The sequence below is a fragment of the Simiaoa sunii genome (genome assembly GCF_014337175.1).
GTDB classification, from domain to species: Bacteria; Bacillota; Clostridia; order Lachnospirales; family Lachnospiraceae; genus Acetatifactor; species Acetatifactor intestinalis.
In genome coordinates, this window is sequence record NZ_CP060633.1 from 2,021,838 (window position 1) to 2,033,784 (window position 11,947).

Below are 11,947 nucleotides of genomic sequence, written 5' to 3' on the forward strand. Positions count from 1 at the left end.
CGACAGTTACAGCTTATTCTAACGGTGTAGCCATGGAATCCAGCTTGTGTCTTTTATATTCTGCAAAGCGGCCTGCATCCAAGGCATCACGGATCTCCGTCATCATGGTATTATAAAAATACAGATTGTGGAGTACACAAAGACGCATGCCCAACATCTCCTTCGCTTTTAACAGATGACGGATATAAGCTCTGGAGTATCTCTGGCAGGCCGGACAGCCGCAGCCTTCTTCAATCGGTCTGCTGTCAAGCTCATATTTTGCATTGAACAGATTAATTTTTCCATGGTTGGTATATAAATGTCCATGGCGTCCGTTTCTCGTCGGATATACACAGTCAAAGAAATCAACACCGCGCTCTACGCCCTCCAGAATATTAGCCGGGGTACCCACGCCCATAAGGTAGGTTGGTTTGTTCACCGGGAGATAAGGTACCACTTCATCCAGAATATGGTACATTTCCTCGTGGGTTTCGCCAACTGCCAGACCGCCTACCGCATAACCGTCCAGGTCCATCTCAGCGATCCGCTTGGCATGCTCAATACGGATATCTTCATAGATGGCACCCTGATTGATACCGAATAACAGCTGATGCGGGTTCACAGTATCCTCTAAACTGTTCAGGCGTTTCATCTCCACCTGGCATCTTTGCAGCCATCTGGTAGTACGCTCCACGGAATTCTGTACATACATCCGGTCCGCCTTACTGGGAGCACACTCATCAAAAGCCATGGCAATGGTAGATCCCAGATTTGACTGGATCTGCATGCTCTCCTCCGGTCCCATGAAGATCTTATGCCCGTCAATATGGGAACGGAAGGTGACACCCTCTTCCTTAATCTTACGCAGTCCCGCCAGGGAAAAGACTTGAAATCCACCGGAATCTGTCAGGATCGGCTTGTTCCAGGACATGAACTTGTGAAGTCCGCCCATCTGTTTGATGATCCTATCACCGGGTCTGACATGCAGATGGTAGGTGTTGGATAATTCCACCTGGGTTCCGATCTGCTCTAAGTCTGCTGTGGATACGGCACCCTTGATCGCCGCTACCGTTCCCACATTCATAAATACAGGGGTCTGGATCACGCCATGCACTGTGGTAAATTCTCCTCTTTTGGCGCGTCCTTCCTGTTTAATCAATCGATACATCTTCTACATATTCCTCCCAGAATTCTTCTAATGTTATGCCCTGTTCCATGATCACAGGCGCAGCAGTTTTCCCTACATAGCGGAAATGCCACGGCTCATACTCGATCCCGGTGATATCTTCCTTCCCCTTAGGATATCTCAGAATAAATCCAAAACGACAGCTGTTGGCTGCCAGCCATTTTCCGGCTTTTGTGTCTCCAAAGCCCTCGTCCAGGGACATATAACTGTTACATACAATATCAAGTGCCAGTCCGATCTGATGCTCACTGGCTCCCGGTACCGTCACTGCCTGGCTGGACAGCTGATAAGCTTCCATATAGGACATTCCGCGGTTCATATAGCGCTTGATCTTCCGGTTGAACAACATCTGCTGATACTCCAGATCCCGGTAAGGCGAGCAGATCGTCAGGTTCACACCATCCTCTTCCGCTGCTTCCAGCATGGCAAGAAGGTCTTCTAAGATTCTCTTGTCACACTGCATGGAACCCCTGATGGTGCCCAGTTGGAACGTATAATCCTCCGGAATGGAGTTCTGCTTGTTGATCAGAACCAGTCTCCAGTCGTCGGAGCGGAATTCCTGCTGTTCTGTAGTCTCCCGCGCATCACTGCCTGTTCCGGTCTCCCGGGCATTTTCACTCACAATTTCCTCTGAAGCCCGTAAAATATCGGAGGCATCGTATTTGTCCACCAGTGCATAGCCGTGGGAAATACTGTTGTAATCCGACTGTTCCAGAACATCCTCATCCTCTAAGAGTTCCAGCCCCGCCATATCCGGTTCCTTCTCCTCCGCCAGAGAGATGTCAGCAGTCTCGGCATTTTTCAATTCATAGTCATTCCCCGCATCCTCTGTAATAAACGCCGGGAATGAAAAACTGCTGTATACCGCAAACAGGAAGAAAGTTCCCGCCATCACGGCAAAACGTTTTCCATTATTCTTGCAATAATTACAGACATGAAAAAAAAGCATCACAAAAAACAGCAGCGGTACTGCTACCGCCCTGTTCCATCGGTTCTTTTTCCCAAATTTCAGAAGTTTTGCCCTGGCTTTCTCTTCCGTTGTTTTTTCCATTTGTATATTCGACCTTTTACTTCCCGTTAGCAACTATATAATATGATAGCATACTTTATATTCCGTTGCATCCTTTTTCTATAAAAAAGTTGCGATTTTTTCAATAATTACGTATAATCTATGATAAAAAGGTAACTATTCGAGTCACCGCCCCATAATGAACAAAATGAGCTGCATAGCAGCAAGAAAGCACGATTCATCGTGCGTCTTTGCGAATGTATGGGTGGGTGCTGAACGGTTGGAAAAGGAGAACTGCCATGGCCGGTTCAACATTGGGAAACATTTTCAAGATCACTACCTGGGGAGAATCCCACGGGAAAGCTTTGGGTGTCGTCGTAGACGGCTGTCCCGCAGGACTGCCTCTCTCCGAGGAAGATATACAGAAATACTTAGACCGACGTAAACCCGGCACCAGTGCCATTACCACTCAGCGTAAAGAGGCCGATCAGGTGGAGCTTCTCTCCGGCATCTTTGAAGGAAAGACTACCGGTACTCCTATCTCCCTGATGGTACGTAATACCTCTCAGATCTCTGCTGATTACACGGAGATCGCAGAGAATTATCGTCCCGGCCATGCGGATTATTGTTTTGATGCCAAATACGGTTTCCGGGATTACCGGGGTGGCGGACGTTCCTCCGGTCGTGAGACCATCGGACGCGTGGCTGCCGGAGCCATTGCTGCGAAGATCTTAGAGCAGATGGGCATTACCGTATTCGCCTATACCCGCTCCATCGGTCCCGTAGATGCGGATCTGACAAAGTTCAACCGTACTACTGCCCGCTCCACGATCACTGCCATGCCGGATGCAGAAGCTGATGAAAAAGCCTGTGCTTATCTGCAGCAGGCAAGAGAAGCCTGCGATTCCGTGGGCGGTTGCATGGAATGTCTTGTCGAAGGACTTCCCGCAGGCATCGGAGATCCGGTGTTCGAGAAGCTGGATGCCAACCTCGCGAAAGCTATCATGTCTATCGGTGCCGTGAAAGCCGTAGAGATTGGCGATGGTGCAGAAGCTTCCCGCCATACCGGCAGTGAGAATAACGATCCCTTCCGCATGGAGAACGGCAAAGTCACAAAGATCAGCAATCATTCCGGCGGTATTTTAGGAGGTATGAGTGACGGCAGTCCTATCATTGTCCGTGCTTATGTGAAACCCACTCCTTCCATCTTCCGCCCCCAGCAGACCGTGAACCGCTCCGGTGAAAATACCGAGCTTACCATCCGCGGACGCCACGATCCCATCATCGTCCCCAGAGCTGTCGTCGTCATGGAATGCATGACCGCCATCACTGTGTTGGATGCCATGATGATGAATATGTCGGCGAAGCTGGATTCCCTAGTGGAGTTCTATCGATAAATTGAGAGTTAGTTAATGAATCTGTTTTCAAATCTCCGTAGCCCTTGGCAGGGTATAAGAAACGCGACACGCTCGCGCTCTGTCGCAGAGCGTAGCGGTACATAAGCGAGGAAAGTACCCTCGCTAAGTACCGACGTCTGCTTACGGTCTGCTTATTCTTATACCCAGCCGGGGCTACTGGTTTTTTGAAAGCTTTCCAAAATGCAGAACTCCCGGAATATGCGGTGCCATGTCGAAGATGTTTGTCGGAGGATGTTGATATTTTCTAGAAAAGTGCTGAAAGACAGGGGGAAAGCGGACACGATGTCCGCGTCAGCCGATTGTCGACATGGATGTCGACTGTAGGCGACCCCGTCATGACGAGAACTACTCATCACTTTTCGTAGAAAATTCACATCCGGAGACCTTACATCGAGACATGTGTATCGCATGCTCCGGGAGTTCGTGGATTTTGCCAATGTATTCAACTAACTTTCAAGTTAGTTTGTCGCAAATACCCCCAAAAAGATGAATTCCGTACAAAAAAAATTCTAAATCAGGAATTTTTGTACGAAATTTCTTCATTTTGCACGCTCAGCGAAAATAACAGCTTGTTACATGGCAATATTTCATGTTTTTGTATTTTTTTAGCAAAAAATGGCGTTTTTAATACAAACAGAACTCCCCGAGTGGCAGACAGCAGCTCTCCGCAATGAGCTATGCTTTCGTACCTTTCAATATGTAAAAAAGGCATACATACGTATGCCTTTTCGAAATAATCCGTTATAATTAAGCGTTCATCTGAGCGGCAACTTCTGCTGCGAAGTCTTCGTTCTTCTTCTCCATGCCTTCGCCAACTTCGAAACGAACAACCTTAGCGATGGTCAGAGCCTTGTTAACGCTCTCTAAATACTTAGCTACGGTCTGCTTGCCATCCTCAGCCTTAACATAGGTCTGATCTAACAGGCAGATCTCCTTCAGCTGCTTGGATACACGACCGTCTGCCAGACCCTTGAAGATCTTATCAGATACGATAGCGTCCTTGTCAGCCATAGCCAGCTCAGCCAGAGCAGCTGCTGCTTCCTTGGACAGGAAGTTGAACAGGTAGTTCATGTTGCTCTTCTTCTCTTCGTAGATTGCCTTATCCTCATCGCTCCATGCGGAACTGTTCATAGCCTTATCGATCAGCTTATTCAGGATGGGCTTAGGCAGAGATGCAGGATCGTTCAGAGCTGCGTCAACCGTGATCTCCTGTAACTTAGCCAACTCTTCTGCGGAAATATCATTTCTGCTGATGTAGGTAGGATTCATAGCTGCTACCTGCATAGCGATGTTGGTCAGTGCTTCTCTAGCTGCGTCATCGGATGCACCGTTAGCTGCAACGATAACACCGATGCGTCCACCACCGTGAATGTAGGATACTGCTACATCTCCGGATACCTTCTCGAAACGACGGATAGACAGCTTTTCACCGATGGTAGCGGTCTTCTCTACCAGAGCTTCCTTAACAGTTGCGCCTTCGAAAGGAGTAGCCAACAGTGCTTCGATATCTTCACCGTCCTTGCCACCCTGTAAATCGGAAGCCAGAGCAGTTCTATTAACAGCCTCTACAAAAGAAGTAAAGGTCTCGTTCTTTGCAACGAAGTCGGTCTCGGAGTTCACTTCAATAACGCAAGCGGTCTTGCCGTCTGCGGAGATTGCTGCACGTGCAACACCTTCTGCTGCGATACGACTTGCCTTCTTCTCAGCTTTAGCCTGTCCGTTCTTTCTCAGGAACTCAACAGCTGCGTCCATATCTCCATTTGTCTCGTTCAGAGCCTTCTTACAATCCATCATACCAGCGCCGGTCATTTCACGGAGCTCTTTTACCATAGATGCGGTAATTGCCATTTTTTTATCCTCTCTTCTTAATTAATATATTATCCTCAAGAACCCAGACCGTAATGACAGGCATCGCAATCTGGGTTCCTATGCTTCTCTTATGGAATCGGATTATTCAGCGTCAGCTGCAACCTCTTCGATATCCTCTGCTTCGGTAGCTACATCAGCATCGCTGTATACAGCCTCGCCCTGTTTAGCTTCGATGACAGCGTCAGCCATCTTGGAAACGATCAGCTTAACGGCTCTGATCGCATCATCGTTACCGGGGATGATGTAATCCAGCTCTTCAGGATCACAGTTAGTATCGCCGATACCGATCAGGGTAATGCCCAGTGCATGAGCCTCCTGTACACAAATTCTTTCCTTCTTAGGATCTACAACAAAGATAGCATCGGGAACTCTGGTCATGTTCTTGATACCGCCCAGGTTCTTCTCCAGCTTCTCCCATTCTTTCTTTAACTGAATAACTTCCTTCTTAGGCAGTACATCGAAAGTACCATCCTGAGACATGGTCTCGATCGCATGCAGTCTTGCGATACGGGACTGGATGGTTCTGAAGTTGGTCAGCATACCACCTAACCATCTCTCGTTTACATAGTACATACCGCAACGCTCAGCCTCAACCTTTACAGCGTCCTGTGCCTGCTTCTTGGTACCAACGAACAGAATGGTGCCGCCCTGTGCAGCGATCTCGGATACTGCCTTGTAAGCCTCATCAACCTTAACTACAGACTTCTGCAGATCAATGATGTGGATGCCGTTTCTCTCGGTGAAGATGTAAGGAGCCATCTTAGGGTTCCATCTTCTGGTCTGATGTCCGAAATGAACACCTGCTTCAAGTAACTGTTTCATAGAAATAACGCTCATGTCTTTACCTCCGTTTGGTTAAAATCTTCCGCTTTTCTTTTCTGCCGGGACGCGTTAAGAACCCGGTTAGCTCTGACAAAGACTTCTGTAAAACCAGTAAGCACCATCGTCAAATCGAAAGGCGTGTTTTTTATCACAACAGTGCGATTATAACATAGGAAAACCCCTGTGGCAAGGGGTTTTTAATGTTTTCCTGTGATTATTTTTGCGATTTCTTCTTCAGAAGTCCCGGGAACTATCTCATAAGTGCCGGGATTTATGCTGCGGCTGTAGCCGTTATTACATAAGTAATTGTCAAATGTCTTCGCATCTTCCACCAATCCCGCTTCCTGTAGCTGGCTGCTGACGCTTCCGGAGCTTGCTCCTTTTTTTACGGTAACAGTAACCGTCTGCGCTGCTTCTGGTGCTACAATCGTCTCAGGCTGTGGTGTTGCTTCCGGTTCCATGGTATTTTCCGGTGCAACCGTTGTCTCCGGTTCCGATGTTGTTGTCATTGCTTCTTCGGTCTCAGGCTCCGGGGATGCTTCCGTCTTCTCCGTGTTTTCCTGTGCCTGCTGCTGTACGCTGTTCTGCAGAGCTGCTAACGTCAGTTCACTGCTGTCCACCATTCCCAGCTGTTCCGCACGTTCTCTGATCTGATCATCTGTCAATATCTGTGTCTCCTGCCCCTGACGGTGAGAAAAGCTGATTCCCAGGATCAATGCGGTCACGATCATACCAATTCCAAGACCGCGCAGATAATATTTTAATTTCATTTCTGTCTCCGTCCTTAATTTCGTGATTACCTTCAGGCCTTATACAGGTCAATTACGAGTTTTACTTCTCCCACGCCCAGTCCAAGTTCCCTGGCTATTGCTACCGTGGATTTGCCCTGTCTGTGCATTTCCAGGATCTTCTCGTTGTTGTTCTGGCCTTCTTCCGCTGTCTCACCCATGAATCCGATTTCCGGAGATACAGCCTCCTCTGTTTTCGCCGGTTCGTCTGCCGGGATCACTTTTTCCGTTTCCTCAGTTTTTACCGTCGGAGTATCATCGATCGCCTTCACCTTGTCTTCCGCAGCTTTCACCGCTTTGTCCACTTTGGAGACGGTATCTTTGATATTGGCATGCTTGTTGTTCAGCATATCATATAAGAACATTGCTTCCTCATGATTTTTATGAATTTCCTGTAATACCGTATCGGAATATTCATTTACCGCCATGATTTTCTCGTTAGTCAGGCGTTCCAGCGATCTCTCCGCCTTTTCCACCACATCTTCTGAGGTTTCTTCCACTTTATCCTGCACCTGTGCACGGACTGTTTTCATTTCTTCCTCTATCAGACCGTGGATTTCCTGTTTTGCCGCATCTGTGTCGATTCTACCGGCGTCCGATCTGCCTGCCGGCAGTAAAAAACTTCCTATAAAAATTACAATTCCTACGATCAGCAGGATTACTTCTAAAATGTCCATCTTACTACGTTTCCTTTGTATTTTCAGATCTTGATGTCAAAACCACGATGCTGTTTTTGGATAACGACACCATCTTCCGGTTCTTTCTTTTTCCGGCGTTTATCTCCGCCGTTTCCGGCATATTCATTGTGTCCCTTCTCCTTGGCATCATATTGTCCGGTATACCAGTCCGCATTATCACTGCTGTGTACTTCTTTCGTAAGCTTTTCACTCTGTTTTTGAGACTGCTGTCCCAGAGTCATCTGTTGAAATGCCCCTTTATTGTCCTCATTCTGCTTCATCACGGAATAATCCTGTGTTCTGGGGATCGAAGCAATCTCCAACGAACCAAACGCCATATCTGTGCCTCTTTTCTGCTATATTGCGGTAGCCTTAACATCTCCGTCGATCCGTTCAAATCTACAGTACTGGTAAGTATTTTTCACCTGCATGGAGGAATCCCCGATAATGATCGTAGTCCCCGGATACACCTCTCCCTTGACGATGACAGCGGCCTTTTCCTGTGGATTGAACTCCATCTGCAATTCCTGCATGCGCGCGTTTTTCTCCGCCAGGCTCTTTTTCTGTGTCTCCATCGTTGCTGCGGAATTCCGGATATAATTCAGCTGGTCCGGAGTAAAACGCACTCCTCTGTTTTTTTTCTCTGTGAAACTGGCAAGAATTGGCTGAATACTCCGAATATTTTTAACGATCTCCGAAATTTCTTTCTGGAGTTTCATATATTCTGCTTTTTTCTCCGGGTCCACTCCGACCTCTACCACGGTCGGTGCCCCCAGTGTCGCTCCCAGAGTCTTCACTTCGATTCTCTGACCGGCACGTACATGTCCCCCAGTGATAAAGCCTCTCTTACCGGTTACCTGGATCTCCGTAGATGCCGTCACATTGCTATGCAGAATCGACTCCGTATTCACGTAACCACCGGCACTGACCGTCGCATTTTCGAGAAATTTGGCAACGATATTGCCACCGGCCTTCAGGATGCCTTTTGCCATACCGTTCATACCGCGGGCAATGATAATGTTTCCTCCGGCCTCGATGCAGGCACCCTCTACCACACCGCTTATGATCACATTGCCACCGGCCCTGATCTCAAAATTAGAAGAAACATTGCCACGCACCTGCACGCTTCCTTCAAATTCAATATTTCCGGTGGATAGATCTACATTCTCTACTTCATAAACATCGGATACAAATACTTTGCCCTCTACCAGTGACACGTGACCGTCCACCAGAGAAGTAAGCTTTTTTCTGTCCTCTGAGATTTCAATATTATGTCCGAATTCCAGATGTGCTTTTTTCACCTGTCTGGGGCGGATTTTGGCTCCCTGCACCGTTATTCCGTATTCTCCTTCATCTTCCGGAATGATTTCCGCCAGGAGTTGTCCCTTTCTGCAGGGGTTGATCATATTCAGGTGGAAATAATCCACGGTGCCGTCATCTTTTAATGTAGGCTGTGCATGAACATCCGTATTAAAATAATACCTGACAGACGCATCCGTACCATGCCTCGGTTCTTTACCTTTGGCCACGATCAGATCTGTACCATAGATCCCATCCGACATAAAATGATCCTGCAGAACGTTCATCTGTATTCCGTAGACAATGTTCCGGTATCTGAGATCCCGGATCACACTGTCCATGGTTGTTCTTTTCCCGCTTTGTGATGCCGGATAGAATCGAAGAATCACCTGCATATTATCCTGGCTGACCTCGATACTGTAGGTTTCTTCCAGTGCCGGGCAATCCTTTCTCTCCAGAAAGCATACCGTATCTTCCCCCGACAAAATTGCTTTTTTAATTGCCATAGGATCATACGGCACAGATTCCCGTTCAAGATAATTCAACACCTCCTGGAGATTCACGTCCGCTCCTCCGTCCTTTGGTTGAAATATCTGTAGCCCATAACCTCCCGGTGCATTTACGAGCTGAAAATAGCCATTCTGCATGCATTTTCTCCTCTTACCCAATCTGCGGGTCAACCATTTTTATAAAAGTCCCATATAATTTCCCATTTTTGTCTTCATTTTCTGCAGAGCTCTCGTATGCAGCTGGGAGACTCTGGATTCCGACACTTCCAATATATTACTGATCTCTTTTAGCGTAAGATCTTCGTAATAATACAGCGTAACTACTTTCTTCTCTTTCTCTGTCAAAAGTTCCAATGCTTCTCCGAGTACTTTTGTCAGCTCTTCCTTCTCAACGCTCTCTTCCGGACCGTCAAATCTGGCCGTGGTATGTCTGCTATAATCCTGCGAGACATCGCTTCCCTGATCCATATATTCATTCAGTGACACCAGTCCCGTAATTTTCATCTGCGACTGCCAGTCCAGATATTCCTCCGCGGATATTCCCAGACCCATAGCAATATCTTCATCTGTTGCGCTGCGTCCCGTAGTCTGTTCCACTTCCTTGATGACAGCGTCAATCTTCTTCTGTCTCTGGCGAATCGTCCGAGGTATCCAGTCCATTTTACGAATCTGATCCAGAATGGCTCCACGGATACGCAGACTGGCATAGGTCTCGAATTTTACTTCTTTGAGGCAATCAAATTTGTCAATTGCATCAATCAAGCCAAAGATCCCATAGCTGACCAGATCCTCATAGTCTACGTTGTATCCCAGATACATGCTCAGTCTTCCGGCCACCACTTTCACCAGGGGGGCATACTCCAGTATCAGCTGCTCCCTGGTCTCCGGTCGCTTATTAGCAGCATATTCTTCTAATAACCTTTTCTTACCGGCTTCATCCATTTGACTCGCTTACACCCTTCTGTTGTGCATCTTCCGATACAGCATCTTCTTGTTCCGCCTTCTCTTCCTGTTCCTGTTTTGCCTTTTCCTCGTTCTGCCTGTCAAAGCGATCCAGCAGAAGCCGGACACCGTTTCCCAGACAGTAAAACAAAAGCATCACAGCAAACAGTGCCACCAAACTTGCCAATACCGAGTAAGCCTGTACCATCGTAACAATACAGGTACAGGCGCCGGCTGTCAGCATCAGGATCAATGGCATATTCTTTCTGTTCATAATTTTCTTCCATTCCAATATTTGTCAGATGACTGATTCATCTCTTCCTACCGCACGGATATAAAATTCTCCGGTCTCCGGATAAAATGTAACGGTTCTTCCGTAGTTTTTGCCTGTATCCTCTGCTAAAATAGGGATATTGATTTCCTTCAATTTCTTCTTAACAGCCTGCACATTTCGCTCCCCCACCTGCATCATGTCGTTACGACCCTGAAATGTAAACATGGTAGCGCCACCGGCAATCTTAGCAACCATTCTTGCCTTTCTCGCACCAAGTTTTTCCATCTGGCGTACCAGTTCATCAATTCCCGTATCCGCAAATTTTGCAATATTCTGGCTACTGTTACGTATCGTAGTGCTGTCCGGCAGCATAATATGCGCCAGACCGCCTATTTTCGTCACCGGATCGCGGATTGCAATTCCCACACAAGATCCCAATCCCAAAGTCGTCACTCCGTCGGGACTTACGCAGGTCTTCAGATCCGCCATTCCTACCTTAATAATCTCGCTCATTCTGCTCCCCTTCTTCTACCTCTTAGCACCTTATGCAACAGATATTCCCAAAGACGATAATATCTTGGGATAGGATTCAATATCGGGAACCAGAATGAAATAACCGTCAATCTCCACCTCATCGTAAAACTGAGACTGGATCAATAAAATCTTATCTCCCAAAGTTCCAAATTCAATTGCCGGAACGCTTAGGATCGCTCCCGCCATATCCAGCGTCAGAGAAGGCGGGGTAGGGATAATCGTCAGGTTCGTAAGAGACGACAGGGAATTCAGATAGGCTCCCGTGATAATGTTGCCGATCTCCTGCATTGCAGAAAATTCAATCTCTGAAAAACCTTCCGGCTGTACCATATCTCCAAGGATCTTATGGAGAAGATGTTTTGCGCTGTTCTGTTCCACCAGGAACATCATGCTTCCGGTAATGTCTCCTTCCACCCCCAGGAAAACACCGATCATCACCTGTTCCTCTCCTCCCATCAGTGCTCCGACTTCATTAAAATCCAAAAGCTTTACCTGCGGTACTTTCATATCCACCTTGCAGTTTAACATCTGGGAGAGTGCTGTCATAGCGTTGCCTGCACCTATGTTTCCAATTTCTTTTAAAACATCCAGATATGTTTCCGAAACTTTCTCTAAACTCAGATCTCCCATGGATCCATCTC

13 protein-coding genes are annotated in these 11,947 nt (G+C 47.3%); 1 reads left to right on the forward strand and 12 read right to left on the reverse strand.

Features of this window, described 5'->3' with window-relative positions; genetic code table 11:
• Window positions 1–13: 13 nt before the first annotated feature.
• On the reverse strand, window positions 14–1,147 hold the full coding sequence (gene tgt / locus H9Q77_RS09320; RefSeq protein WP_022153842.1) for a tRNA guanosine(34) transglycosylase Tgt: 1,134 nt from the start codon (window positions 1,145–1,147) through the stop codon (window positions 14–16).
• Entirely contained in the window at window positions 1,131–2,216 is a 1,086-nt protein-coding gene (locus H9Q77_RS09325; protein WP_118547401.1) for a M15 family metallopeptidase, read from the reverse strand. The genes tgt and H9Q77_RS09325 overlap by 17 nt, the downstream gene beginning before the upstream one ends.
• 257 nt (window positions 2,217–2,473) lie before the next feature.
• Here H9Q77_RS09325 and aroC point away from each other — a divergent pair, with 257 nt between their 5' ends.
• Entirely contained in the window at window positions 2,474–3,571 is a 1,098-nt protein-coding gene (gene aroC / locus H9Q77_RS09330) for a chorismate synthase (protein ID WP_148447772.1), read from the forward strand.
• Window positions 3,572–4,339: 768 nt separating this feature from the next.
• On the opposite strand, the gene tsf is transcribed toward aroC, so the two are convergent.
• The 10 genes from tsf to H9Q77_RS09380 all read right to left on the reverse strand — a co-directional run bounded on the left by tsf (window position 4,340) and on the right by H9Q77_RS09380 (window position 11,936).
• Complete coding sequence (tsf, locus tag H9Q77_RS09335; RefSeq protein WP_249325312.1) at window positions 4,340–5,440, reverse strand: translation elongation factor Ts; 1,101 nt, start codon at window positions 5,438–5,440, stop codon at window positions 4,340–4,342.
• A gap of 102 nt (window positions 5,441–5,542) precedes the next feature.
• On the reverse strand, window positions 5,543–6,298 hold the full coding sequence (rpsB, locus tag H9Q77_RS09340; protein WP_022153930.1) for a 30S ribosomal protein S2: 756 nt from the start codon (window positions 6,296–6,298) through the stop codon (window positions 5,543–5,545).
• Window positions 6,299–6,480: 182 nt separating this feature from the next.
• On the reverse strand, window positions 6,481–7,053 hold the full coding sequence (locus tag H9Q77_RS09345) for a hypothetical protein (RefSeq protein WP_249325314.1): 573 nt from the start codon (window positions 7,051–7,053) through the stop codon (window positions 6,481–6,483).
• A gap of 32 nt (window positions 7,054–7,085) precedes the next feature.
• Window positions 7,086–7,748, reverse strand: a complete 663-nt coding sequence (locus tag H9Q77_RS09350) for a DUF6115 domain-containing protein (protein WP_249325315.1) — start codon at window positions 7,746–7,748, stop codon at window positions 7,086–7,088.
• Window positions 7,749–7,771: 23 nt separating this feature from the next.
• On the reverse strand, window positions 7,772–8,086 hold the full coding sequence (locus H9Q77_RS09355; RefSeq protein ID WP_022153927.1) for a hypothetical protein: 315 nt from the start codon (window positions 8,084–8,086) through the stop codon (window positions 7,772–7,774).
• A gap of 18 nt (window positions 8,087–8,104) precedes the next feature.
• Window positions 8,105–9,694 carry a DUF342 domain-containing protein gene (locus H9Q77_RS09360; RefSeq protein WP_249325317.1) on the reverse strand — a complete coding sequence of 530 codons (1,590 nt, stop codon included), beginning with the start codon at window positions 9,692–9,694 and terminating at the stop codon, window positions 8,105–8,107.
• 39 nt (window positions 9,695–9,733) lie between these two features.
• Window positions 9,734–10,498: a FliA/WhiG family RNA polymerase sigma factor gene (locus H9Q77_RS09365; protein WP_022153925.1), complete on the reverse strand. Its 765-nt coding sequence runs from the start codon at window positions 10,496–10,498 to the stop codon at window positions 9,734–9,736.
• Window positions 10,491–10,772: a hypothetical protein gene (locus tag H9Q77_RS09370; protein WP_022153924.1), complete on the reverse strand. Its 282-nt coding sequence runs from the start codon at window positions 10,770–10,772 to the stop codon at window positions 10,491–10,493. The genes H9Q77_RS09365 and H9Q77_RS09370 overlap by 8 nt, the downstream gene beginning before the upstream one ends.
• A gap of 24 nt (window positions 10,773–10,796) precedes the next feature.
• A complete protein-coding gene (locus H9Q77_RS09375; RefSeq protein WP_022153923.1) occupies window positions 10,797–11,285 on the reverse strand; it encodes a chemotaxis protein CheD in 489 nt (162 codons plus the stop codon).
• Window positions 11,286–11,315: 30 nt separating this feature from the next.
• On the reverse strand, window positions 11,316–11,936 hold the full coding sequence (locus tag H9Q77_RS09380; protein WP_022153922.1) for a chemotaxis protein CheC: 621 nt from the start codon (window positions 11,934–11,936) through the stop codon (window positions 11,316–11,318).
• Window positions 11,937–11,947: the final 11 nt, after the last annotated feature.

What these genes read in the sequence shown, in the direction of transcription:
- tgt (WP_022153842.1), bottom strand. Translation starts at nt 1,147, where the DNA reads ATGTATCGATTGATTAAACAGGAAGGACGCGCCAAAAGAGGAGAATTT.
- H9Q77_RS09325 (WP_118547401.1), bottom strand. Translation starts at nt 2,216, where the DNA reads ATGGAAAAAACAACGGAAGAGAAAGCCAGGGCAAAACTTCTGAAATTT.
- aroC (WP_148447772.1), top strand. Translation starts at nt 2,474, where the DNA reads ATGGCCGGTTCAACATTGGGAAACATTTTCAAGATCACTACCTGGGGA.
- tsf (WP_249325312.1), bottom strand. Translation starts at nt 5,440, where the DNA reads ATGGCAATTACCGCATCTATGGTAAAAGAGCTCCGTGAAATGACCGGC.
- rpsB (WP_022153930.1), bottom strand. Translation starts at nt 6,298, where the DNA reads ATGAGCGTTATTTCTATGAAACAGTTACTTGAAGCAGGTGTTCATTTC.
- H9Q77_RS09345 (WP_249325314.1), bottom strand. Translation starts at nt 7,053, where the DNA reads ATGAAATTAAAATATTATCTGCGCGGTCTTGGAATTGGTATGATCGTG.
- H9Q77_RS09350 (WP_249325315.1), bottom strand. Translation starts at nt 7,748, where the DNA reads ATGGACATTTTAGAAGTAATCCTGCTGATCGTAGGAATTGTAATTTTT.
- H9Q77_RS09355 (WP_022153927.1), bottom strand. Translation starts at nt 8,086, where the DNA reads ATGGCGTTTGGTTCGTTGGAGATTGCTTCGATCCCCAGAACACAGGAT.
- H9Q77_RS09360 (WP_249325317.1), bottom strand. Translation starts at nt 9,694, where the DNA reads ATGCAGAATGGCTATTTTCAGCTCGTAAATGCACCGGGAGGTTATGGG.
- H9Q77_RS09365 (WP_022153925.1), bottom strand. Translation starts at nt 10,498, where the DNA reads ATGGATGAAGCCGGTAAGAAAAGGTTATTAGAAGAATATGCTGCTAAT.
- H9Q77_RS09370 (WP_022153924.1), bottom strand. Translation starts at nt 10,772, where the DNA reads ATGAACAGAAAGAATATGCCATTGATCCTGATGCTGACAGCCGGCGCC.
- H9Q77_RS09375 (WP_022153923.1), bottom strand. Translation starts at nt 11,285, where the DNA reads ATGAGCGAGATTATTAAGGTAGGAATGGCGGATCTGAAGACCTGCGTA.
- H9Q77_RS09380 (WP_022153922.1), bottom strand. Translation starts at nt 11,936, where the DNA reads ATGGGAGATCTGAGTTTAGAGAAAGTTTCGGAAACATATCTGGATGTT.